This window comes from Pseudomonas sp. W22_MBD1_FP4, assembly GCF_052113765.1.
Classification (GTDB): Bacteria; Pseudomonadota; Gammaproteobacteria; order Pseudomonadales; family Pseudomonadaceae; genus Aquipseudomonas; species Aquipseudomonas sivasensis.
This window is the reverse complement of sequence record NZ_JBGQOI010000018.1, coordinates 1-23,849: the sequence shown is the minus strand read 5'-3', so window position 1 is coordinate 23,849 and position 23,849 is coordinate 1. Positions and strand designations below refer to the sequence as shown.

The window sequence follows — 23,849 nt, the reverse complement described above, 5'->3', positions numbered from 1 at the left end:
AAGCCCCCTCCCACAGGGTAAATCGTTAGTTTGTGATCAGTGGCGGGGTGCGCGGGGGGATCAATCGCTTGCTGCCGGTCGCTTCATACGCCGCCGCCAACCGCAGCAATGCCGAGTCATCATAAGCGCGCCCGGCAAATGTCAGCCCTACCGGCATGCCGATGTCCGCCATCACGCCCATCGGCACGGTGACGGTTGGCACGCCCAGGTGGCGGATGGCGAGGTTGCCGTTGGCCACCCAGATACCATTGCTCCAGGCGATATCGGCGCTGGCTTCGTTTACATCGGCATCCGCCGGGCCCACGTCGGCGACGGTGGGGAACAGCACAGCGTCGAGGCCGAGTGTTTCCATCCAGTCTTCCAGGTCGATTCGCCGGGTTTGCTCTAGGCCGCGCAGGCCATCGGGCACGGTGCTGATTTCATTCCAGGGCGTGATGCCGCGCTGGGCCATGCGCACGTATTCGTCCATGCCGGCGGCGAGGTCGTCTTCACGGTTGGGCAGGGTGCCGGGGTCGTGGGGGAAGATTTTCGGGCCGTCCACATCCGCCAGGCGGTTGAGGGTTGGGTCGTTGTTGGCGCGCAGGAAATCATCGAAAGCCCAGGCGGACAGTTCCCATAACTCGTCGTGCAGGAATTCCTTGGACACCAAACCTCGGGTGAACACCGTCGGCGCGCCGGGGCGATCGCCTTCGCAGTTGGACACCAGGGGGAAATCCACTTCGATGACTTCGGCGCCAGCCGCTTCCAGCGCCTTGCGGGCGTCTTTCCACAGGTCGATCACGCTGGCGCGGGTGTTGATCTGTTGCCCGGTCGGGCCGCCGATGCCGGGTTTTTCGCTGGTGCCCGCGTCGGGGTCGGCATTGATGTACATGCGCGGTACACCCAGGCGTTTGCCCGCGAGGGATTCAGCCGTCGCAGCCAGCTCAGCGTAAGACGCCGGGCGCACCGAGGCGACGCTGGGGATCGGCACCCAGGGTTGCAGGCGCCATAGGTCGCCACGGGTGTCGGGGTCTTCGGCGACCACCACATCGAGGACTTCCAGCAGGTCGGCCATGGTGCGGGCGTATGGCACCACCACGTCCATGGTTGGCGTCAGCGGCCAGTTGCCACGCACCGAAATCACCCCACGGGAGGGGGTGTAAGCGCACAGGCCATTGTTGGACGCCGGACCGCGTCCGCTGGACCAGGTTTCTTCTGCAAGGCCGAATGCCGCGAAACTGGCGGCGGTTGCAGTACCCGCGCCGTTGGACGAGCCGGAGGCGAACGGTGCGGTGAGGTAGTCAGCGTTATAGGGGCTTTCGGCGCGGCCATATACGCCACGCTGCATGCCGCCATTGGCCATCGGCGGCATATTGGTCTTGCCCAGGCAAATGGCGCCACCGGCGCGCAGGCGTTCGATGGTGAACGCGTCGCGCTGGGCGGTCAGTTTGGCAAATGCCGGGCTGCCGGAGGCCGCAGTCAGGCCTTTGACCAGGTAACTGTCCTTGGCGGTGTAGGGAATGCCATCCAATGGCCCAAGCGTTTCGCCCTTGGCCCGGCGTGCATCGGACGCCTCGGCCTCTTTGAGCGCGTGTGGGTTGCGCACCACCACAGCGTTAAGCGCTGTGGCGGTCTGCGGGCCGTCGTACGCGTCGATCCGTGCGAGGTAAGCCTGGACCAATTCAACGGCAGTGGTCTGGCCGGATTCAAGCGCCGCGCGCAATTGGGCAATGGAGACTTCGGTAACTTGCATGACGTTTTCTTCGCCGCCTTCAGATGGAGGTATGGCCGCAGTCTACGTACAGATATTTCACAAAACCAGCGCCGAATAGTCCGCGAAGGCGGCGCGCATCACCTGCCAGGTCGCCTCGTCAGCCGGAATCAGATGCTCGATGCGCAGCGAGGTGAGGGTGATGTCCTGGGGCATGCCGAACGTGGTGAAGGTCGACAAAAAGTTCAGCTCGCCTTCGAGTGAGCGGATGCGCGTGAGCACCAGCGGCGGCATTTCGGTGGTTAATTGAGTGTGAGTCGGCGCTGGCAAACTCGCCAGTAGCGCAGCCAATGCTGGATTGCCCAGCGCCTCGCGGGTTGCCCGTTGCCAGGCCAGGGTGCGGATCTCTTCGGCGTTGATCAGGTGATCGCCCAGGCCACCGGTTTGCAGCAGGGTGGTCAGCAGGTTCAAGCCATCGGCTGCATCTGCTTTGATGCCCACCCGTTCAAACAGCAGCCCGGTACTGACATTCGCCGCCAGCACTTGCCACTCGCTGCCCAGCAGAATCGCAGGCGCGGGGTTGTTGGCGTGCAGCACATGGTTGACCGCTTCGCGAACCGCGGCCATGGCCGGTGAGGCAAGCGGGGTCGCGGTGTAGCGCGGGGCGTAACCGGCGGCGAGGAACACGCGGTTGGATTGCTCCAGCGGTGTCTCCAGTGCGGTCAACAGGTTGTGCAGTGTCCCCGGACTAGGTCTGGCGCGACCGGTTTCGAGGCAACTGAGATGACGCTGAGAAATCCCGGTGATCAGGGCGAGGTCCAGTTGGCTCAACTTGGCCTGTCGGCGCAGTTGGCGCAGGTGTTCACCGGCGCTAGCAGGGTTTTCCATGACGTGTTCATGACCTCCGAGGTCATTGCGAGGGGCCAAACCTTATCACTAAGGTGGGCCTCGATCACTTCAAGGAAGACACCATGCACAGACCTTATATTGCCCTGGCCGGCTTGCTCGGTTTTTCGCTGTACACCCTGGTTACGATGCTGACTGCCGAGCAATCGCTGCTGGCCTTTGGGCGCGAGCTGATGTCTCGACCGGACACCGCGCAAGTGGTGATCGACCTTTACCTGATGGCGGTATTGGCGTGTGTATGGATGTATCGGGATGCGCGCGGGCGAGGGCGGTCAGTGCGTTCGGTGGTGCCGTACTTTTTATTGACGGCGGTGTTTGTGTCAGTGGGGCCGCTGCTCTATATCGTGGTGCAGGGAGTCAGGGATGAATGACCTCCTGAGAGTCTATGCCCTGTGTGTACTGGTGCTATGCCTGAAGATGTTTGCGGTTTCCTGCTACCAAGGGTATTTCCGCATTCGAGGCCTGGCATTCACCAACGCTGAAGATGCGGCTTTCTTTAAGCGCGCCAGGCATTCGATAGAGCTGCCACCGGTTGGCCGAGCGAGCAGAGCGTGGGCCAATGATCTGGAAAACATCCCCATGTTTTTTGTGCTGGGAGGGCTGTGTGTTGCGCTGGAGGCGCCCGCTGTGGCGAGTGCGTGGTTGTTTGGCGGTTTTACCCTGGCCCGTCTGGCGCATACGGTGACGTATCTGGCGGGTTGGCAACCTTGGCGAACGCTGGCGTATGGGGTCGGGGTGCTCTGTTTGCTCGGGCTTGGCGCGATGACTTGTTGCAGGCTTGTCTGAAATTCAGCGGCATCCCGCTTACTTCTGTAGTGAGCGAGCTTGCCTCGCGCGGGGCAAGCCCGCTCACCACAAAAGCGCCTTACTAACTCAAACCCATCGCCTGCCTTTGGTTGTCTTGATACGCCATGACCTTTAACTGGCCTTGAAGTCGTATGGGGTCGGGGTGATCTGCTTGCTCGGGCTTGGCGCTATGACCTGTTTAAGGCTTGTCTGAAATTCAGCGGCATCCCGCTTACTTTTGTAGTGAGCGAGCTTGCCTCGCGCGGGGCAAGCCCGCTCACCACAAAAAGCGCCTCACTGACTCAAACCCATCGCCTGCCTTCGGTTGTCTTGATACGCCGTAACCTGTAACTGGCCTTGAAGTCGTATGGGGTCGGGGTGATCTGCTTGCTCGGGCTTGGCGCGATGACCTGTTTAAGGCTTGTATAAAGTTCAGCGGCATCCCGCTCACTTCTGTAGTGAGCGAGCTTGCCTCGCGCGGGGCAAGCCCGGTCACCACAAAAGCGCCTCACTGACTCAAACCCATCGCCTGCCTTTGGTTGTCTTGATACGCCGTGACCTGTAACTGGCCTTGAAGTCGTATGGGGTCGGGGTGATCTGCTTGCTCGGGCTTGGCGCGATGACTTGTTGCAGGCTTGTCTGAAATTCAGTGGCATCCCGCTTACTTCCGTGGTGAGCGAGCTTGCCTCGCGCGGGGCAAGCCCGCTCACCACAAAAAGCGCCTTACGGACTCAAACCCATCGCTTGCCTTTGGTTGTCTTGATACGCCGTCACCTGTAACTGGCCTTGAAGTCTGCGGTGCCACCGGCGTACTGCTCACACCGAAGCGTTGGAGTCGGTCAGGACGGGGCGGGGTGTGGGGGTTAGTTACGATCTCTAACCGTAGGGCGCGGCGCCCCTGCGATCCACCAACCGGATACTGTCGCGCCCACCCCGCTTGGACTCATACAGCGTCGTATCCCCTTGCTCAATCAACGCCGCCAGGCTCTCCGGCGGCTGATCGAACAGGTTGGCGCCAATGCTCAGGGTCACCGGTTGCGGGGTGCTGAAGCTCTGCGAGGCCAGTTGCTGAAACTGGTCGCGCAGGCTGCTGCCCAGTTCGACGATCTGCTCAGCCGACGTGGGATTGAGCAGGATCACAAACTCATCGCCGCCCAGCCGTGCTGCCAGTGCGCCTCGGGGCACGACGGCGCGGATCATTTCGCTCAATGCGATCAACAGGCGGTCGCCGGCGGTGTGGCCGTGGAGGTCGTTGACGCCTTTGAAGTTGTCGATGTCGATCAGCAGTAGGGCGCCGGGTTGGGTCGAAGATACCTGGGCCAGCAGGCGAGGGGCGCGCAGGTCGAGGGCGCGACGGTTGTAGAGGGCGGTGAGCGGATCGCGGGCGGCGAGGCGGGCGATCTGTTGTTCGCGGCGGTAACGTTCGGAACCCGTCATGGACAAGGCAATCAGCATGATTGCCATGGCGCCTTCCACCAGGGAGATCTGGATGATCTCGCCCTTGAAGGCGGCGAGGTCGATCAGGGTGCCGGGAATGACCACTGACAGCGTTTTGGCCACGTAAAAGGTCCCGTGGAGCAGCAGCACGAAACGCAACTGCACCGCGCCGACGCTCAGGGACCGGCCATGGGGCCGCAGCAGGAAACTGGCGCGCAGGGTGGGCAGGGCGACCAACAGCGATTGCACCGCCAGCATGGCTTTGGACCATGATTGGTCCGTTGGCAGCGCGAGCATGGCGAACCAGATCACGGGCATCAGGGCCCAGGCGCGTGACACGCGTACTTGGGTAAACCGCGCCACGCCGAGCAGAAACAGGAAGTGTGCGGTCACCAGCAAACCGTTGGCGAACCAGATACCGATGACTAAAAAGCCATTAATGCGCAGCAGGGCCAGGAGAGAACCGATGGTGATGGTGGCGAAACCGCTGCTCCACAACAGCAGCGAGGGTTCCCGCACGCTGCGCCATTCGACCAGCAGGTAAAGGGCGGCAGCGGCTGCCAGGGCAACGGTGAGTGCCAAAATCGTGGGAGGGTCGAGCGTCATTTCTTGCTGGGTCTGCCTGGTGTGCGTTTAAACCGGGATTGTAAGCGCACACGCAGGTTTTTCAGAGCATTCTGTGTAGTGGCACACAGCCAGCCGATGATCGGCGGGTCAAACGCCTTTGGTCGACGGCAGCAGAATCGTCAGGATGCCCACCAGCGGCAGGAACGAGCACAGTTTGTAGACGTACTCGATGCCGTGGTTATCCGCGAGCAAACCGAGCAACGCCGCGCCAATCCCGCTGAAACCGAACATCAGGCCAAAGAACACACCTGCGATCATCCCGACATTGCCCGGCACCAGTTCTTGGGCAAACACCACAATGGCCGAGAACGCCGAAGCCAGGATAAAGCCAATCACCACACTGAGTACGGCGGTCCAGAACAGATCGACGTAGGGCAGGGCCAGGGTGAAGGGCGCGGCGCCGAGGATGGAGAACCAGATGACTTTCTTGCGGCCGATTTTGTCGCCGATCGGGCCGCCTGCGAAGGTGCCCACGGCCACCGCACCGAGGAACAGGAACAGGTACATCTGGGAACTCGATACCGACAGGTGGAATTTTTCAATCAGGTAAAACGTGAAGTAGCTGGTCAGGCTGGTCATGTAGAAATACTTGGAGAACACCAGCACTGCCAGTACCACCAGGGCAAACGTCACGCGGCCTTTGGACAAGCCGTGGGTGGCTTTGCCGCCTTGCTTGAGCTTGAACAGCGCGAGGTGGTTGCGGTACCAGCGGCTCAAGCCATACAGCACCAGGATCGCGAACACCGCGAACAGACCGAACCAGGCGATATTGCCCTGGCCGTAGGGAATGATGATCGCCGCTGCCAGCAACGGGCCGAAGGCGCTGCCGGTGTTGCCACCGACCTGGAAGGTCGATTGCGCAAGGCCGTAGCGTCCGCCGGAAGCCAGGCGCGCCACGCGGGAGGTTTCCGGGTGGAAGGTCGACGAGCCTACGCCCACCAGACCCGCCGCCAGCAGGATCGCCGGGAAGCTACCGACAAACGCCAGCATCAGGATGCCGATCAATGTGCACACCATGCCGGCCGGCAGCAGCCAAGGCTTGGGATGACGATCAGTGTGGTAGCCGATCCACGGTTGCAGCAGCGAGGCGGTCAGTTGGAAGGTCAGGGTGATCAGCCCCACCTGGGCAAACGTCAGTCCGTAATTGGCCTTGAGCATGGGGTAGATCGACGGCAGCACGGCCTGGATCAGGTCATTGATCAGGTGCGCCAAAGCGCAGGCACCGAGGATACGCATAACTAATGGGCTTGCTTGGGGCGCACTGGTAGCAGTGGCGGGTGACGCGGTGAGTGTCGACATGCAGGCATTCCATACAAGGCAGCGAACAGGGGCCGCCAATACGTGGCTGGCGGCCCATTTCAAATTGTGTCGGGCTTTATGCTAGATTCAGTAAAAATGTCTGTCTCACGAAATTCGGGCAGTAACTGTCGCAAAAAGGGCTAAATGATCAAGTCACTGGATAAATTCCTGCAGGAGATCGACGAAGGCGAGTGGGCCGTGATCAGTTCGGCCACCGACTATCCTGAAAACTGGGTGATCCCCGACCACAGCCACGAGAAGCATCAACTGCTCTACGCGACCGAAGGGGTCATGGTAGTGCATTCGGCGCAGAACCAATGGACAGTGCCGCCCAATCGCGGCTTCTGGATGCCCTGCGGGCACGTGCATTCCCTGCGCTGCGTAGGGCCGCTGAAAATGCGCAGCGTGTTTGTGCGCCCCGACAGCTTCCCCAATCTGCCCACCGAAACCAAGGCTGTGAGCATCTCGCCGCTGCTGAGCGAGCTGATCAAGGCCTCGGTCAGCCTCAAGCCGCCTTATGCCGAAGACTCGCGGGATGCGCGGATCATGCACCTGATCCTCGACGAACTGGCCATCCTGCCCGCGTTGCCGTTATCCCTGCCACAGCCTGCCGACCCGCGTATCCAGCGGATCTGCCTGGCGCTGCAACAGAATCCGGGCGATGCCTCGACAGTGGCGCACTGGAGCGAGCGCCTGGGCCTGGATCAGAAAACCATCCAGCGCCTGTTTCGCAAGGAAACCGCCATGACCTTCGGCCAATGGCGCCAACAGGCGCGGTTGCTACTGGCCCTGGAGCGCATGGCGATGGGGGAAAAGATCATCGACGTAGCGTTGGAGCTGGGCTACGAAAGCCCCAGCGCCTTCACCAGCATGTTCAAGAAACAGTTCGGCAAGACGCCGAGCCTTTTTTTCAAACCGGGCCCAGCAGCCGGTTGAACGCGTCGATATCCAGCGGGCGGCTGAGGAAGTAGCCCTGGCCTTCATCACAAGCCACGGCCTTGAGCATCGCCAGGTGCTCGGCGGTTTCGATGCCTTCGGCGGTCACCGTGAGTGCCAGGGCACGTCCCAGGCCGACGATGGCATGGATGATGGCTTGGTCGTCCTCGCTGTCTTCCAGTCGGGTCAGAAAGCTGCGGTCTATTTTCAAGCCATCGAACGGGAACGCGCGCAGGTAGCTCAGTGATGAATACCCGGTGCCAAAGTCGTCCATGGCGATGCGGATGCCCAGTTGTTTGAGGGCGCGCATCACGTCCAGCGCACCGACGGCGTCTTCGAGCATGACGCTTTCGGTGATTTCCAGTTCCACCCGCGCCGGTTCGATACCCGAGGCCTGCAACGCGTGACGCACGCGCTCCATCAGGTTGCCGCGCTTGAACTCGGTCGGCGACAGGTTGACCGACACAAACAACGCATCCGGCCACTGGGCGGCACAGGCACAGGCGGTTTCCAGCACCCAGTCACTCAGCGACAGGATCAGCCCGGACTCTTCGGCAATCGGGATAAAGGTGTCCGGCGCGATCAGGCCGCGCTCCGGGTGTTGCCAGCGCACCAGCGCTTCGGCGCCGACCATCTGCCCGTCGGCTATGCGGTAACGCGGCTGAAAGTGCAGGCGCAATTCCCCATGTTTGATCCCATAGCGCAGGTCGCTTTCCAGGCGTCGACGCTCGATGATTCGTGCATTCATCTCGCCGGAGTAGAAGCGCCAGGTATTGCGCCCGGCGGACTTGGCCTCGTACAGCGCGATGTCCGCGTAGCGCAGCATTTCGGTGACGTTGCCGGCGTCATTGGGCGCCAGCGCAATACCGATGCTGGCGCTGATAAACACTTCCTGCTCATCGATCCGGATCGCGCGCTCAAGGGAGACGATCAAGCGTTTGCAAAAGTTTTCGACGTCGTCCTGGGTGCCGGCATCGCTGAGGATCAGCACAAATTCATCGCCGCCAACCCGCGCCACCAGGTCACCGTGACGCACGCAGTCGGTCAGGCGGCTCGACACTTCATTGAGCACCCGGTCGCCGGCGGCATGCCCGAGCAAGTCATTGACCGGTTTGAATCGGTCTAGGTCCAGGCTGAGCATGACCAAGGGTTGCTCAAGGAGGGGCAGCGTCTTGAGCTTGGCGTCCAGGAAGGCTTGTAGACGCGTGCGATTGGGCAACCCGGTCAGGGCGTCATGCTGGGACAAAAATTCAATGCGTCTGCGTGCCTCGACTTCTTCAGTCACGTCCGTGGCGGTGCCGCGAAACCCGCCGCAGGGCATTTTCCGCGCCGATAGCCGGGTGGTGCGCTCTTGCCCTTGGGCATCCACATATAGGCATTGCACGCTGAGGTCCGGGCGTCGGCCGGGCGTGCACAGCCACTGTGACAACAAACCGTCTTCGGTGCCCAGCAGGTCATTCATGGCCGCGCCGATCCAGGCGTCGCGGGTCAGCCCGGTTACGCTTTCGAAACGCTCCGAGAGGTAGGTAAAGCGCCAATCGCCGTTGATCTCCCAGACCCAGTCGGAACTGGCTTCTACCACATCGCGAAAGCGCGCTTCGCTGGTGGCCAAGGCGTTCTGGCTGGTTTGCAGCGAGCTATGACTGGCATCCAGCGCCAGGGCGGCGGCTGTGCTGCGGCGCAAGATCATCCACGTCATCAGGCACACCAGCAGCGCGGCCAGGCCCAGCAAGGGCAGGCCGACGCCAATGAGGCGTCGGCCGGGCTGTTCCGGCTGCCAGTACAGGCTACCGGCGCTGCCGTTGTCGCCGAGGGGTAAAAACACGCCCTTGGCGATGTCTTCAGGGGTGGCGATGTGCAGGTTGCCCACGCCGAAGTCATCGCCGATCCGGCCCAATTTGGCGCTGTCGAGGATGTCGACAAAGACCAGCACCGAGGCTGGCCTACCGTCTGCAACCACCGTGGGGTCGGTGCCCGGCGTAATGGCTGCGGCGGCCACCAGGGCGGGGCTGCCGCGTACGTTGATGAACGTGCTCACCGGGGTTTCGTTGTCTACGCCGGCGCGAGCCTGTTCGAGCAGTTGGGTGAGGGGCTGATCGAGCCATTCGCTGAGCTCAAAGGTTTGCAGTTCGCCTTCGACCACGGTGTACACCGTGCGATTGGCATCGTTGACCACAAACAGGCCCTGAAAACCGAAGTCTTGGAACAGTGTGGGCCCGATATTGCCGCGCTCGAAGGCCCAATCCTTGTCCACCTGTACATGCAGGTGCTTGTAGGCATCGCTCCAGAACGCGTAGTCCTTGACCGTCACCCGCATGGCTTTTTCCATGGACTGTATGGCTTTGCGGGTATGGAACGCGCTTTCGGCCTGCTCGGTGCGGTCCAGGTCATGGGCGATGTAAAGCAGTGAGTAAGCCGCTGCCGCAAAGACAACGGCCAGCAAGGCCATGAAATTCAACAGTGACGTGCGTGCCAGTGACAGGCTGGTGCGGGTGGACAGCGAGCGGACGATTGGAGCGAGAGAGTTGGGCATTATTTAGCGCAGGGCCTCGCTGCAAGTCAGGGGTATGACAAGTTATCGGCGGCCCTTGGAAAAGATTGAGTGCGTCAGGCTGTGCTCAAGTGTTGTGCGCGAACACTGACGCAGCGTGTTGCCCACGCAAGCAACGCCGCCCCGCACAGCAGCGCCGCACTCAACTCAAACGTCGCCCGATAGCCACTGAAGTCAAACACCACACCGCCCACCGTGGCGCCTGAAGCAATCGCCAACTGGATGATCGCGACCATCAGGCCGCCCCCTGCTTCGGCATCCTTGGGCAGGGTGTTGGCCAGCCACGTCCACCAACCCACGGGGGCGGCGGTCGCGACCAGGCCCCAGAGCCCCAGCAACAGGGTTGTCATCGCCGTCGAGCTGCCGAAGGCGACCAAGGCCAGGGCGATCAACGCCATCAGCAGTGGGATGGCAATCAGCGTGGGATACAGGCTGCGCTTCAAAAAACGCTCGATCAGGAACGTGCCCGCCAGACCGGCCATGCCCAGTACCAGCAGCATCAGCGACAACAGGGACACGCTGACCTGGGTGACGGTTTCCAGGAACGGTCGCAGGTAGGTGAACAGCATGAATTGACCCATGAAAAACACACTGACCGCCAGCATGCCCATGATCACAGGCGGCTGTTTCATCAGGCGCAGCACGTTGGTGGTCTTTGCCTCGCCCTGCGACTTGATCGACGGCAGGCTGATCAGCAGCCACACCACGGCGATCACCGCCACCGGCACCACGCAGAAAAACGCGCCACGCCAGCCGATCATTCCGCCCAGAAAGCTGCCCAGTGGTGCAGCAATCACCGTGGCCAGGGCGTTGCCACCGTTGACCATGGCCAGGGCACGCGGCACTTGATCGTCCGGTACCAGGCGCATGGCGGTGGCGGCCGACAGTGACCAGAACCCGCCGATGGCAACGCCGATCAGCGCTCGCCCCAACATGAAGACCATGTAGTTCGGCGCAAAGGCCACGACCGTTCCGGACACGATCATCAGCAATGTCAGTGCCACCAGCAGGCGCTTGCGATCCACCCGCGCTGCCACGGCGGCAATCACCAGGCTGGTGAGCAAGGCAAACAGCCCTGACACCGAAATGCCCTGGCCGGCCTGGCCTTGAGTGATGTTGAGGTCGGCCGCCAGTGGCGTCAGCAGGCTGACCGGCATGAACTCCGAGGCGACTAATGTAAAGGCCGCCAGGGACATAGCGAGCACCGCGCCCCAGCGCGGTGCATTCGGGTTATTGGGCATCACTTGAGGTTGTTCTTGAAGAAGGTGGTGAGGTGGGCAAACGGAATCAGATTGACCCGGTCGTACAGGTCCACATGCCCCGCGTTCGGGATGATGAGCAATTCCTTCGGTTCGGCCGCACGCTGGTAGGCGTCTTCGCTGAACTCGCGGGAGTGCGCGTTGGCCCCGCTGATCAGCAGCAGCGGACGCGGAGAGATCGTCTCGATGTCGTTGAACGGGTAGAAGTTCATGAACTTCACGTTGCTGGTCAGCGTCGGCATGGTGGTGGTCTGCGGCGACGCACCGGCAGGCGTGACCTGGCCACGTGGCGTGCGGTAGAAGTCAAAGAACTCGTCCCCCACCGGGTTGCCCGTCAGCTTGAGCGGCGTGCCGCTGGTGTAGAGGGTCTCGCCGCCCTGGAATTCCACATAGCGCTGGTTGGCCGCTTGCAGCAGGATATGCCGGCGTTGTTCCAGGGTGACGCCGTGCTTGAGGCCGTTGCGGTTGGCCGCGCCCATGTCGTACATGCTGACGGTGGCGATGGCCTTGAGGCGGGGGTCGATCTTCGCCGCCGCGATGACGAAGCTGCCGCTGCCACAGATACCGATCACGCCAATGCGTTCACGGTCGACCATCTGCCGGGTGCCGAGGAAGTCCACGGCGGCGCTGAAGTCCTCGGTGTAGAGGTCGGGCAGCACCGCGTTGCGCGGTGTACCGGCGCTGTCGCCCCAGAACGACAGGTCCAGAGAGAGTGTGACGAAGCCCTGTTCGGCCATTTTGGTGGCGTACAGGTTCGCGCTCTGTTCTTTGACGGCACCCATCGGGTGACCGACGATAATCGCGGGGCTTTTAGCACCCGAGCTCAGGTTTTTCGGCACGAACAGGTTGCCGGCAACCTGCAGGCCGTATTGGTTGTTGAAGGTGACCTTTTCGACCGTCACCTTGTCGCTTGTGTAGAAGTTGTCAGCACTGTTGGACATATCGGCTCCCAGAGCAGTTAAAGACGTCACCAGCAAACCAAGGGCAAGCAAGAGGCGTTTCATGGGCGGATCCTTGAAAGGGTTGGTCCGCACATTTTCCCGGTGTGGCGGTGGCGTCTGTAGTGCGTTCCGCTGGATTACTTGCCTGATGCTCTGAGTCTGGTGGTTTACGGGGGACGCCATGGACTGCGCGGGGTAGAGTTCGCGGATCAACAAAAAGGGCAGGTTATGAAGAACAATCTGGACGCGCTGGTCCACGCCATTGCATCGCGCATCGCTGCGCCTGGGGACTGCCCCATGCCGATCCCGGGCCTGGGGTTCTATCGGCGTGAGCAGCCGTGCACGCCGGTGGTGTGCATGGTCGAACCGAGCATTGTGCTGGTGGCCCAGGGGCAGAAGCAGCTGTGGGTGGGCGGCGAGGGGTATCCGTATGACACGTCACGCTTCCTGGTGACATCGCTGGACATTCCTGCCAATTCCGAAGTGCTGCAGGCGAGCCCCACGCGGCCGTGCCTGGGGCTGACCTTTAAGCTGGACCTGCGCATATTGGCCGAGCTGATCGCCCAGAGTGAGCTGCCGCCCAAGCGCGAGCGTTCAGTGCTCAAAGGGGTCGGCATCGGGGTTGTCACCGACGGCATGCTGGCGTCGTTTGCGCGGCTGGTGGCGTTGCTCGATGAGCCCGAGGCGATCCCGGTACTCGCACCACTGATCCAGCGCGAGATCCACTACCGCTTATTGCAAAGCGACCAGGCTGGACGACTGCGGCAGATTTGTTCAGTGGACGGGCAGGGCTACCGTATCGCCAAGGCGATTGACTGGCTCAAACTCAATTACGACGCAGTGCTGCGCGTGGAAGACTTGGCGGCGCGGGTGCAGATGAGCGCGGCCACGTTCCATCATCACTTTCGCCAACTCACGGCGATGAGTCCGTTGCAGTATCAGAAGTGGCTGCGTTTGAACGAGGCGCGCCGGTTGATGCTTAACGAGCATCAGGATGTCTCCAGCGCGGCGTTCAAAGTGGGCTATGAAAGCCCGTCGCAGTTCAGCCGCGAATACAGCCGGCTGTTTGGCGTGCCGCCCAAGCGCGACATCGCCGGGTTACGCGGCAAGCCGAAATTTAACGATCATTCTGTGTCAAGTTAGCGAAAAAGATGCAGCCAATCAGTCGGGCAAACAGGCTCAGGGTTTCCGGCAGGTTGGGGTCATCAAACAGCATCGCTTGTGAATCCAAGGCACACAGCGCGCCGAACAGGCGGCCATCAGGCAGGAAAATCGGCGCGCCGGCGTAGCTTTCGATAGCGAACTGCTTGACTACCGGGCGTGAAGCGAAGCGGCCATTTGCGCTGACCTGCGGGATGAACAAGGTCTGTGGATTAATGCAGAACTCGCTGCACAGGGTGGTTTCCAGGTTAAGCACGTCATCCACATTGATCCCCATTTCCATAGGGTCGTGGACCGAGCAGACCACCCATTCCAGGTCGGTGAACTTGGCGATGCCGGCAAAGCGCATCCCGGTCAGGCGGGTGACCAACTGCAGAATGCTGGTGGTGGCTTCTATTTCGGCGATGGCGGCGCGTTCGTCTGCGCTCAGTAGCGAATGTGCTGCGGTGAAGCTGGGAAGCATGCTGAGCTCTCCAAAGGCGTGGTGGCCGGGGCCACCACGCACGGTCAAGTCTTAATTAATTCGCGGGTGCTGTTGCACCAGATTCTGGCGCTTAGCTTCCAATTCCGCAATTTCGGCGTCGATGTCTTCGATCTTCTGCTCGATATTGTCGTGGTGTTCCTGCAGCAACTCCTTGGCTTCTTCCATGTCCGAAGCTGCCGGCGCCGCGCCACGCAGAGGCTTGTTGGCAGTTTCCTTCATCGTCAGGCCGGTGATCAAACCGACCACGGCAAACACCATCAGGTAGTAGGCGGGCATGAACAGGTCATTGGTGCTTTCCACCAGCCACGCCACGGCCGTCGGTGTTACACCGGCGATCAGTACCGAGACGTTGAACGCACTTGCCAGCGCGCTATAGCGCAGGTGAGTGGGGAACATCGCTGGCAAGGTCGAAGCCATCACGCCGATGAAGAAGTTCAGGATTACAGCGAGGATCAAGAGGCCGGCGAAGATCAGGCCGATCTTGCCGCTGGTGATCAGCATAAATGCCGGGATCGACAGAAACAGCAAGCCAACACTGCCCGCGATGATGAAAGGCTTGCGGCCGATCTTGTCACTGATAAAGCCAATGAACGGTTGCACGAACAGCATGCCGACCATGATCGCGATGATGATCAGCACGCCGCTGTTTTCTTTGTAATGCAGGTTGTGGGACAGGTAGCTCGGCATGTAGGTGAGCAGCATGTAGTACGTCACGTTGGTGGCCGCGACGATACCGATGCAGGTCAGCAGGCTGCGCCAATGCTTGGTGGCGACTTCCTTGAAGGAGACCTTGGGACCGTGGGTCAGGCCTTCGCGGTCGCCTTGTTCGAGCTTGTCCATGTGTTGCTGGAACGCGGGGGTTTCTTCCAGCGCATGGCGCAGATACAGGCCGATGATGCCCAGAGGCAGAGCCAGGAAGAACGGCAGGCGCCAGCCCCACGATTCGAATTCAGCTTCGCCAAGCACGCTGGAGATCAATACCACTACGCCGGCACCGAGCACAAAACCGGCTATCGAGCCGAAGTCCAGCCAACTGCCGAGGAAGCCGCGCTTGCGGTCCGGGGCGTATTCGGCGACGAAGATCGACGCGCCGGTGTATTCACCACCCACCGAAAAACCCTGGGCCATCTTGCACAGCAGCAGCAGGATCGGCGCCCAGATGCCAATGGACGCATAGCCGGGAATCAGGCCGATGGCGAAGGTGCTCAGGGACATGATCACAATGGTGGCGGCGAGGACTTTCTGCCGTCCGTATTTATCGCCCAGCGCGCCGAAGAACAGGCCACCCAGCGGACGAATCAGGAAAGGCACGGAGAACGTACCCAGCGCGGCGATCATTTGTACGCTGGGGGAGGCGTCCGGGAAGAACACTTTACCGAGCACATAGGCGACAAACCCGTAGACACCGAAGTCGAACCATTCCATGGCATTGCCAAGGGCGGCGGCGGTAATTGCTTTGCGCACCTTGGCATCGTCGACGATGGTGATGTCCTTCAACCCGATGGGTTTGACGCTTTTTCTACGTAATTTCATGCGAACCACTCTAAAACAGAACAGGGGTGGTGCTATCACTGCGATAGCACCGCTCTGTCACTTCAGATACAAGCGGACACGAAAAAATTCACCCGTTGCTGTACTTTTTCTCGACTGGCAGCAGATCTACCTGTGAAAAGCGCTATTTCACGACCCCGCTACCCCTGTAGTGAGCGGGCTTGCCCTCGCTGGGCTGCGAAGCAGCCCCAAAACCACACAACCCGGTTTGTCTGGAAAACCGGGTTGGCGTTGATGGGGCTGCTGCGCAGCCCAGCGCGGGACAAGCCCGCTCACCACAAAAGCCCGCTCACCACAAAAAAGAGCGACACCCTTGAGAGAGAACCACCCCAATGCCCACCTCACGCCTGATCTACCGCCCACCAACACTCGAGGATCTGCCGCGATTGTTCTCGATCTTCGGTGACCCACAGACCAACCGGTTCAATCCTTCCGGTCCCTTGGCAAGCCTTGCCGATGCGCGGCGGTTGCTCGACCACTGGCTCGCACAATGGGCGCGCGACGGTTATGGCTGGTGGGCGATTGCCCGGCGTGAATCCCCAGAGCACCTTATCGGCTTTGGCGGTATCGCACCGCTCAACTACCTCACTGAGCGGCGTATCAACCTCGGCTACCGTTTTGCCGTGGAGGCCTGGGGGCAGGGCTATGCCACTGAGCTTGCCCGCGATGCGCTGGTGCTGGCGTTTGAAACCCTGAACCTACCCGAAGTGTTCGGGCTGGTTCGGCCCGATCACGCCGCCTCGATCCGCGTGTTGGAAAAGGTGGGCCTGCAGCACATTGGCGTCCTCGACGATGTGCCCGGTCAGGCACCGAGTCTGGTGTTACGCATTTGTCATCCTACAACTACCTCTCTCTGAAACTTCTCGTAACTACGTAGTCCCTAGACAGGCGGCAATCTTTCAGATTGACACCGCTCATGGGTCTCGATATAAAAGTCGCAGTTGTACGACGACATATGACGTTACATATGTCCTACCTAACAAAAATAAAAAGTGATGCCATGAATCTGAACGAGCCCATCAGCGCCCAGCGCGTTGGCCAGGCGATAGGCAACTATCGCTGGACCATCTGTGCGATGTTGTTTTTCGCCACCACCGTCAACTACCTCGACCGCCAGGTGCTCAGCCTGTTGGCACCGCAGTTGTCCACGCAATTCGGCTGGAGCAATACCGATTACGCCAACATCGCGGCGGTGTTCCAGTTCGTGTATGCGATTTCCATGCTGTTCGCTGGGCGCTTTGTCGACAAGATCGGCACCAAGGCCGCTTACGTGCTCGCCATCGCCATTTGGTCCACCGGCGCCGTCATGCATGCGTTCTCGGTGCAGATGGGCGAGGGCATTGCCGCTGTCAGCAGTGCGATTGGGCTGGCGGTGATTCCGGTATCGATTGCCGGGTTCATGCTCTCCCGAGCGGTGCTGGCGATTGGCGAGGCGGGTAATTTTCCGATCGCGATCAAAGCCACTGCCGAATACTTCCCCAAGAAAGAGCGCTCCTTCGCGACCGGCATCTTCAACTCCGGCGCCAACGTCGGCGCGATCCTGGCGCCGATCTGCGTGCCGCTGATTGCTGGCATGTGGGGGTGGGAAGCCGCGTTCATGGTGATCGGCATGCTCGGTTTCCTGTGGGTAGCGGTGTGGGCAGCGGTGTATGAAAAACCCGAGCAGCAAAAACGCCTGTCGGCCGAAGAACTGGCCTATATCCGCAGTGACCAGACCGTACAGCCGTTCACCAAAGCCCCGGCTGGCGCGCCCGAAAAGAAAGTCTCGTGGTTCAAGTTGCTGACCTACCGCCAGACCTGGGCCTTTGCCTTTGGCAAGTTCATGACTGACGGCGTGTGGTGGTTCTTCCTGTTCTGGCTGCCGACTTACCTGTCCGCGCAATACGGCATGAAAGGCGCCGATATCGTGATGCCGCTGGCGGTGCTGTACAGCATGACCATGGTCGGCAGCATCGGCGGCGGCTGGTTCCCCAGCTACTTTATGGCGCGCGGCGATGCCCCGTACGACGGCCGCATGAAAGCCATGCTGGTGATCGCGCTGTTCCCGTTGGTCGTGTTGTTGGCGCAGCCCCTGGGCTATATCAGCTTCTGGGTGCCGGTATTGCTGATCGGCGTGGGCGCGTCTGCGCACCAGGCATGGTCGTGCAACATCTTCACTACCGTGTCCGACATGTTCCCGCAGAAAACCGTGGCCTCGGTGGTCGGTATCGGTGGCATGGCCGGTGGGATCGGCGGCGTGGTGATGACCAAGATCGGCGGGTGGGTGTTTGACTATTACAAGTCAATCAACGACATCCACACCGGCTACATGATCATGTTTGCTATCTGCGCCCTGGCCTACCTGGTGGCGTGGAGCGTGATGAAGACCCTGGTACCGCGTCACAAGGAAATCACCGACCTGTGAAAACCACAGGTCGCGAGGTGAAGTTGCACCTCACACCCGTTCAGCACCCCCGCAGGTGCTGGCGGGGTCTGCCCTGGTCAGGATGATCCGCACCGCCATCACCACACCGGTTAGCACAGCGGCCAAGCCTGCGGTTTCCATAGGCGTTGGCCAGCGCCCGTGAAACCCAAGGCCGAGCAGGGTGGCGAAGAGTGATTCAAGGGCGATCAATTGGCCGCTCAGTACCATAGGCAAGCGCTGTGTTGCGGCGTTCCAGGCCCACGCGCCGACCACGGTCGACATCAGCGCGATGATCAGGCTCCAGGCATACAGCGGCCCAGCGCGGGAGAGCCCAAGGCCCAACGTCGGAAGCTTGAGCAGGCCGAAGCTCTGTATCAGCGGCAGCAAGCCCAGTGTGGCGGTGCCTGCACCGAGCAGCATCAACGCGCTCCAGAGTCCAATGCTCGACGCGGGAAGGTGCATCAATTGCTTTTGATTGATCACGCTGAAGCCTATCCACAAGCCAACCGCGCTCAACGAAAACAGCAGCCCCAACCACCAGGAAGCAAGGCTCAATGAAGGCTGGTGCAGGCTGCTCAGATTGGCCAACAACAGCCCCACGGTCAGGCACGTCAACGGCATCGCCAGCCTGCGCCACTGCACGGTTTTGTCCCTGGCGTTGCCGAGCAGAGCCAGCAACACGGGGACCATCCCCACCAGCGTCGGCGTCAGCACCGGGCCGCCGAACATGACTCCCGCAGCGATGCACGCGCCGTATCCCAGGCAGCCCAAGGCGCCGAGGGCTGCGGCGAGGCAGAGCTGGCCAGGCCGCAACAAACGCAGGTGCGCCCGCCACAGAATCACGCCCAATACACCCAGTGCGCCCGCGATCAAAAAACGCACCACCATCAGGTCGTAGAGGGTGTATTCGCCACTGACGTACGGCGTGATGAAGTTCAGCGCCCAGCCCAGGGTCGAGATGACCGCCAGGGTTACGCCAACAAATATCGAGCTCTGCGGTAAGGTCATCAGGGTTATCCAACAGGCGAGAGATCCATGGTGCCTAGCCGCGAGGCTGTGCTACAAACGAGTTCTCGGCCCTGAATGCATAACTTCAGATTATGAATACGCTCGGTAAAACCTTGCCGCCTCTTGCCAGCTTGTTGCCCTTTGAAGCAGCAGCGCGCCTTTGCAGCTTCTCCAGGGCGGCGGATGAATTGCACATCACCCAGGCGGCTGTCAGCCGACAGATTCGCGGGCTTGAAGACAACCTCGGGGTAAAGCTGTTTTACCGGCGCAACCGCGCGGTATCCCTTACGCAAGAAGGGCGTGACCTGGCGCGGGTGGTTAGCGACGCATTGCACAGCATCGGTGACAGCGCAGCCCTCTTGCGCGCCGCGCAACGCAGCGACCGGGTGGTGCTGCTCTGCCAACTGTGCGAAGCGTTTTATTGGTTGATGCCGCGTCTGTCGAGTTTCCACCAGCAATACCCGCATCTCGATATCCAGGTCGTGACCTCAACCCGGCCTTTGACGGAGTTCAGTGCGCACTTCGACGTTGCTCTGCAAAGTTCGCGGCGACCCAGTGGCGCACATCCCTTGATGTTCACCGCTGCTGACGAAGTGTTCCCGGTGTGCAGCCCTGCCTACTTCGATGCACGACAACCGCTGTCGCTCACCGAATTACAGTCGGCCACTTTTCTGCACCACAGCTCCCAGCCTCCGCACTTGATGGAGTGGGACAGTTGGTTGCAGGTGTTCGGGCAGGCAGTGGCCGCCAATGCGCGCAGTGCCACATTCGACAGTTATCCATTGATGTTGCAGGCAGCGGTGGAAGGGCATGGAGTTGCCATGGGCTGGCGCCGTACGGCAAGCAGGCTGATCGAGAGTGGGGCGCTGGTCAGGCCCTGTGTGGAGAGCGTGCATTTACCCGAGGCGATTTCGATTTATCGTCATCAAGGCGCGGGCGACCGCCCAGAGATCGCGGCGTTGTTGGGCTGGTTGCAGGAGCAATTAAAGGGCGACAGCTGACGGCTGATCAGCTGTCGCACACTCAATGCGCTGTTATTGGTTACGCGTCACGCGCCACACCGTGTTGGCCAAGTCATCCGCAATGATCAGCGCACCTTTGGGGTCCACCGTCACGCCCACCGGGCGGCCACGGGTCTTGCCGTCGTCGCCACGGAAGCCGGTGGCGAAGTCAATCGGCTCACCCGCCGGTTTGCCATTGCTGAACGGCACAAAGATCACCTTATAGCCCACCGGATTCTCACGGTTCCAACTGCCGTGCTCGCCGACGAACACGCCGTCGGCGAATTTTTCGCCCATGGCCGGGATGGAAAAGTCCACACCGAGTGCCGCCACGTGAGAGCCCAAGCTGTAATCCGGCTTGATCGCAGCAGCGACTTTGGCCGGGTTCTGTGGTTGTGCGCGCGGGTCGACGTTCTGGCCCCAGTAGCTGTAGGGCCAACCGTAGAAGGCACCTTCACGCACCGAGGTCAGGTAGTCCGGCACGAGGTCGGGGCCGAGTTCATCGCGTTCATTGACCACTGTCCACAGTTGCCCGGAGTCGGGTTGGATGGTCAGCGCCGTGGGATTGCGCAGCCCGGTCGCGTAGGGCTTGTGCGCGCCGGTGGCGGCGTCGATCTGCCAGACCATGGCGCGATCGATCTCCACTTCCATGCCGCGTTCGGTGACGTTGCTGTTGGAGCCGATGCCCACATACAGCTGGCGCCCGTCAGCACTCACGGCCAGTGACTTGGTCCAGTGGTGGTTGATCTGTGCCGGCAGGTCGGTGACTTTGACCGGCGCACCGCTGGCCTTGGTCTGGCCGTCGGTGTAGTCGAAACGCACCAGCGCATCTTGATTGGCGACGTAGAGCTTGCCGTCCGCAAATGCCAGGCCATAGGGCGCGTTGAGGTTGTCGGCGAACACGGTTTTCAGCTCGTAGGTGCCGTCACCGTCGGCATCGCGCAGCAGGGTCAGGCGGTTGCCGCTCTTGACCTTGGTGTTGCCCTCGGCCTTGATCAGGCTGGCGATCACATCCTTGGGCTTGAGCTTGGCCGCACTGCCGCCACGGCCTTCGGCGACGAGGATGTCACCGTTGGGCAGCACCAGGGTCTGGCGCGGGATGGCCAGGTCGGTGGCGATGGCCGTGACGCTGTAGCCTTCGGGCACTTTGGGTTTCTGATCGCCCCATGGCGCGGGCTCGGCGATCTTCATGCTCGGCAGCAGGCTGCTTTGTTGTTCCGGCAATTTGGGATCAGGGCCGCGGGCCTGGGTTTTATCGCCTTCGCCACCGCAGGCGCTTAACAGCAGGGCGGCACTCAACAGGGTCAATGTGCTGGAGGTTTTCATTTCACACCTCCCGAACGCAGGCCGGTCCAGGTCGCTGCGAGCGTCAGCAGCATCACGATCGCCGACAACACCAGGCCGGTCGGCATGGAGGCGTAGGCGTCCTTGGCGTGTTGGAACGCGTTGACCAGGCCGAGTATCCAGGTGGCCAACAACAGCAGGACATACCGAGTAGGTTGCCCGGCCTTCCGCTCGGCGCGCAGCAGGTTGACCAGTGCAAACAGCAGCGCAAAACCACCGAATACCAACGCACCGGCGATCAGCCAGGAGGCGAAGTTCGCCCACTGGATCTGGTAGGTCTGGGTGTAGGCGATGTCACTGAGCAACGCGCCAAGAAACAGCGGCACGGTGCCGGCGAGCAAGGTCGCATGCAGCGGACCTGGCGTGGGGCGATAGGTGGAGAGGGTAGTCATGGGGGGGCGGCTCCTTTTTATCCAACGCCCCTGGGCGGGGCAGCGCATAGGAAATGAGCGCGGCGCTTGTCAGAAAGTTCAGGGTGATTGGTGTCTAAATATTATGAGCCCGCTGCCAGAGCCCATGCATAAGGCCGTATCATCGTGTACTTTCCTTTCGCCAGGCGCCTCTATGACACACCCTCGCATTGGCTTCGCATGCCAGTACAAGCACCCCGAACGCCTATTGTCGCCCAGCGCCCTCAAGCTGATCGAAGGCCCGTTCAACCCCCGCACGACCACCTTGCGCTGGATGGACGGGGTTACGCCGCAGGTCGCCCGCGAAAAATTGGTCGAAGTGGTCACCCATAATCTGGCAGCGCAATTGCGCCTGTTGGCCTATGTCGCCCAACTGCCGCCAACCTTGCGCATGCTGCGCTTGAGCAGCGACCTGCTGCCGTTCTACAGCCATCCGAAAGTCGCCGACGTCTATAAAGATCCCGCCATCGAGCGCCAATTGATTGAAGGTTTCGCCGCCATCGGCGAGCTGGCGCGTGCCTCGGATATTCGGCTGTCGTTCCACCCTGGCCAATACTGCGTGCTCGGTTCGGAAAACCCCGGCGTGGTTGAAAACAGCCTCGCCGAATTCGAATACCACGCCGACATGATCCGCATGATGGGCTACGGGCGGCAGTTCCAGGACCTCAAGTGCAACGTGCACATCGCCGGACGCCTGGGGGTTGAGGGCACTCGCGCGGTGTGGTCGCGCTTGTCTGAGGTGGCGCGCAACTGCATCACCTTCGAGAACGATGAAAAGACCTACGGGCTCGACCACTGCCTGCAAGTCGCCGATCTGGCGCCGGTGGTGCTCGATATTCACCACTGCTGGATCAACGAAAACGAGTACATCGATCCCAGCAGCGAACGCGTCACTCGCGTGATCGACAGCTGGCGCGGCGTGCGGCCGACCATGCATTACTCCCAGCCCCAGGAAGTCCTCCAGGAACTGGGCTTCGACGCCGAGCACAAGTTGGAAATGGACGCGCTGTTGCAGGTGGTCTCCAAGCGTGACCTGTATGCCCACAGCGCGCAGATGTGGAACCGCTGGACCAACAACTACGCGCTGCAGTTTCTGGAGCGCTTCGACATCATGTTGGAATCCAAGGACAAAAACGTGGCAGCGCTGGCGTTTTATGAGCACTGGAAGAGACAGTCGTGATGATGTCGAACAGCTCGGGTATTGACCCGGATGGCTATATCCTAAGCGTCCCCCACAACCCTATGCAGCCTGAGTTCCAGGCATTGCTTGAGGATGTCTGCGCTTCGCTGTCGCCGGATGATTTGGGGCTGGACAGTCTCTATCTGTACGGCAGTGTCGCAAGGGGAGACGCCACGCCCGGTGTCTCTGACCTGGACCTCACGCTGGTGCTGCGCGAACCGCCCACCGCGCCGCTGCTGGCGCGTCTGGAAGCGATTCGCCGGGCGTTGGAGCAACGGCACCCGCAAGTCATTAAGGTCGATTTTGACATCGGCAGTCGTGGGCAAGTGTTAGCGGCTGACAACAGCAACAGTTGGGGCTTCTGGCTCAAGCACCATTGCCGCTGCCTGTGGGGCAATGATCTTTCCCTGCATTTCGAGCGGTTTCGGCCGTCCCGCGACATTGCCGTGGCGTTGAATGCCGACTTTGAACACGTGCTGGCCGGCTACCTCACGCGTATTGCGCAAGCCGCTACCCAGCAGGACCGATTGCGCTTGCAGCGTGAGGCGTCGCGCAAGGTTGTGCGTGCCACGCATGTGTTGCGCTCGGAAGATGCGACAACGTGGCCACAGACACTCGAAGAGCATGTTGCACTGTTCGTCAGACGTTATCCGACGATGATCACGCAGGTGGCGTTCTTTCTGTTTGAAGCGCGAAATCCTGAAGCCGAAGTCGACAACTTCACGATCCGGCTGCAGACATTTCTGGGTTGGATGGCCTCGCAACAGCAATAAAGGTGTTGGCCGTGAGGCCGCCACTGCAGCATGGCCATCTCCACACTTCCTAAAGACCAACACATAACCCTGTGGTGAGCGGGCTTGCCCCGCGCTGGGCT

21 protein-coding genes are annotated in these 23,849 nt (G+C 61.1%); 9 read left to right on the top strand and 12 right to left on the bottom strand.

All coding sequences use genetic code 11. The annotated features are described in order from the left end of the window. Positions 1–25: 25 nt before the first annotated feature. Both ACEN2T_RS21705 and ACEN2T_RS21700 read right to left on the bottom strand, forming a co-directional pair. Positions 26–1,732, bottom strand: a complete 1,707-nt coding sequence (locus ACEN2T_RS21705) for an amidase (protein WP_122680893.1) — start codon at positions 1,730–1,732, stop codon at positions 26–28. 57 nt (positions 1,733–1,789) lie between these two features. After that, positions 1,790–2,578: a helix-turn-helix domain-containing protein gene (locus tag ACEN2T_RS21700; protein ID WP_442117508.1), complete on the bottom strand. Its 789-nt coding sequence runs from the start codon at positions 2,576–2,578 to the stop codon at positions 1,790–1,792. Between the two features lie 83 nt (positions 2,579–2,661). Between ACEN2T_RS21700 and ACEN2T_RS21695 the strand changes: the two genes are divergently transcribed. Together ACEN2T_RS21695 and ACEN2T_RS21690 are read left to right on the top strand one after the other, a co-directional pair. Then, on the top strand, positions 2,662–2,967 hold the full coding sequence (locus tag ACEN2T_RS21695; RefSeq protein ID WP_095184604.1) for a DUF2834 domain-containing protein: 306 nt from the start codon (positions 2,662–2,664) through the stop codon (positions 2,965–2,967). After that, positions 2,960–3,382, top strand: coding sequence for an MAPEG family protein (locus ACEN2T_RS21690; protein WP_442117507.1), 423 nt, complete (start codon positions 2,960–2,962; stop codon positions 3,380–3,382). Before ACEN2T_RS21695 ends, ACEN2T_RS21690 begins: the two co-directional genes overlap by 8 nt. Before the next feature lie 876 nt (positions 3,383–4,258). On the opposite strand, the gene ACEN2T_RS21685 is transcribed toward ACEN2T_RS21690, so the two are convergent. Together ACEN2T_RS21685 and ACEN2T_RS21680 are read right to left on the bottom strand one after the other, a co-directional pair. Next, complete coding sequence (locus ACEN2T_RS21685) at positions 4,259–5,425, bottom strand: GGDEF domain-containing protein (RefSeq protein ID WP_442117506.1); 1,167 nt, start codon at positions 5,423–5,425, stop codon at positions 4,259–4,261. Between the two features lie 108 nt (positions 5,426–5,533). Then, the gene (locus ACEN2T_RS21680; protein ID WP_095184607.1) at positions 5,534–6,745 is read right to left on the bottom strand and encodes an MFS transporter; all 1,212 of its coding nucleotides are present in this window, start codon (positions 6,743–6,745) and stop codon (positions 5,534–5,536) included. A 144-nt stretch (positions 6,746–6,889) separates the two neighbouring features. Between ACEN2T_RS21680 and ACEN2T_RS21675 the strand changes: the two genes are divergently transcribed. Then, positions 6,890–7,681, top strand: a complete 792-nt coding sequence (locus ACEN2T_RS21675) for an AraC family transcriptional regulator (protein ID WP_032885323.1) — start codon at positions 6,890–6,892, stop codon at positions 7,679–7,681. Here the strand turns inward: ACEN2T_RS21675 and ACEN2T_RS21670 are convergent. From ACEN2T_RS21670 to ACEN2T_RS21660, 3 genes are all read right to left on the bottom strand, one after another. After that, a complete protein-coding gene (locus ACEN2T_RS21670) occupies positions 7,656–10,214 on the bottom strand; it encodes a bifunctional diguanylate cyclase/phosphodiesterase (protein ID WP_122680898.1) in 2,559 nt (852 codons plus the stop codon). The two genes, ACEN2T_RS21675 and ACEN2T_RS21670, sit on opposite strands and share 26 nt — an antisense overlap. Before the next feature lie 74 nt (positions 10,215–10,288). Beyond that, positions 10,289–11,473, bottom strand: coding sequence for an MFS transporter (locus ACEN2T_RS21665; protein ID WP_181643423.1), 1,185 nt, complete (start codon positions 11,471–11,473; stop codon positions 10,289–10,291). After that, positions 11,473–12,495, bottom strand: coding sequence for an alpha/beta hydrolase (locus ACEN2T_RS21660; protein ID WP_095184610.1), 1,023 nt, complete (start codon positions 12,493–12,495; stop codon positions 11,473–11,475). The genes ACEN2T_RS21665 and ACEN2T_RS21660 overlap by 1 nt, the downstream gene beginning before the upstream one ends. 165 nt (positions 12,496–12,660) lie before the next feature. Between ACEN2T_RS21660 and ACEN2T_RS21655 the strand changes: the two genes are divergently transcribed. After that, entirely contained in the window at positions 12,661–13,575 is a 915-nt protein-coding gene (locus ACEN2T_RS21655; RefSeq protein WP_095184611.1) for an AraC family transcriptional regulator, read from the top strand. Here the strand turns inward: ACEN2T_RS21655 and ACEN2T_RS21650 are convergent. Both ACEN2T_RS21650 and proP read right to left on the bottom strand, forming a co-directional pair. Continuing rightward, positions 13,550–14,056: a GAF domain-containing protein gene (locus ACEN2T_RS21650; RefSeq protein WP_095184612.1), complete on the bottom strand. Its 507-nt coding sequence runs from the start codon at positions 14,054–14,056 to the stop codon at positions 13,550–13,552. The two genes, ACEN2T_RS21655 and ACEN2T_RS21650, sit on opposite strands and share 26 nt — an antisense overlap. 51 nt (positions 14,057–14,107) lie before the next feature. Further along, positions 14,108–15,610, bottom strand: a complete 1,503-nt coding sequence (gene proP, locus ACEN2T_RS21645) for a glycine betaine/L-proline transporter ProP (RefSeq protein ID WP_032885317.1) — start codon at positions 15,608–15,610, stop codon at positions 14,108–14,110. Between the two features lie 350 nt (positions 15,611–15,960). Here proP and ACEN2T_RS21640 point away from each other — a divergent pair, with 350 nt between their 5' ends. Continuing rightward, the gene (locus tag ACEN2T_RS21640; protein WP_122765241.1) at positions 15,961–16,485 is read left to right on the top strand and encodes a GNAT family N-acetyltransferase; all 525 of its coding nucleotides are present in this window, start codon (positions 15,961–15,963) and stop codon (positions 16,483–16,485) included. A gap of 143 nt (positions 16,486–16,628) precedes the next feature. After that, entirely contained in the window at positions 16,629–18,032 is a 1,404-nt protein-coding gene (locus ACEN2T_RS21635; protein ID WP_442117505.1) for an MFS transporter, read from the top strand. A 30-nt stretch (positions 18,033–18,062) separates the two neighbouring features. Here ACEN2T_RS21635 and ACEN2T_RS21630 read toward each other — a convergent pair whose 3' ends face one another. Continuing rightward, on the bottom strand, positions 18,063–19,040 hold the full coding sequence (locus ACEN2T_RS21630) for a DMT family transporter (protein ID WP_442117504.1): 978 nt from the start codon (positions 19,038–19,040) through the stop codon (positions 18,063–18,065). Positions 19,041–19,132: 92 nt separating this feature from the next. Here ACEN2T_RS21630 and ACEN2T_RS21625 point away from each other — a divergent pair, with 92 nt between their 5' ends. After that, positions 19,133–20,041: a LysR substrate-binding domain-containing protein gene (locus ACEN2T_RS21625; protein WP_401379978.1), complete on the top strand. Its 909-nt coding sequence runs from the start codon at positions 19,133–19,135 to the stop codon at positions 20,039–20,041. Between the two features lie 33 nt (positions 20,042–20,074). On the opposite strand, the gene ACEN2T_RS21620 is transcribed toward ACEN2T_RS21625, so the two are convergent. Together ACEN2T_RS21620 and ACEN2T_RS21615 are read right to left on the bottom strand one after the other, a co-directional pair. Next, a complete protein-coding gene (locus ACEN2T_RS21620; RefSeq protein WP_179178901.1) occupies positions 20,075–21,367 on the bottom strand; it encodes a PQQ-dependent sugar dehydrogenase in 1,293 nt (430 codons plus the stop codon). Then, positions 21,364–21,777, bottom strand: coding sequence for a DUF2231 domain-containing protein (locus tag ACEN2T_RS21615; protein ID WP_032885312.1), 414 nt, complete (start codon positions 21,775–21,777; stop codon positions 21,364–21,366). The genes ACEN2T_RS21620 and ACEN2T_RS21615 overlap by 4 nt, the downstream gene beginning before the upstream one ends. A gap of 172 nt (positions 21,778–21,949) precedes the next feature. On the opposite strand from ACEN2T_RS21615, the gene ACEN2T_RS21610 reads away from it, so the two are divergent. Next, the gene (locus ACEN2T_RS21610) at positions 21,950–22,975 is read left to right on the top strand and encodes a UV damage endonuclease UvsE (protein WP_032885311.1); all 1,026 of its coding nucleotides are present in this window, start codon (positions 21,950–21,952) and stop codon (positions 22,973–22,975) included. 2 nt (positions 22,976–22,977) lie between these two features. After that, a complete protein-coding gene (locus ACEN2T_RS21605; RefSeq protein ID WP_442117547.1) occupies positions 22,978–23,748 on the top strand; it encodes a nucleotidyltransferase domain-containing protein in 771 nt (256 codons plus the stop codon). Positions 23,749–23,849 lie beyond the last annotated feature (101 nt).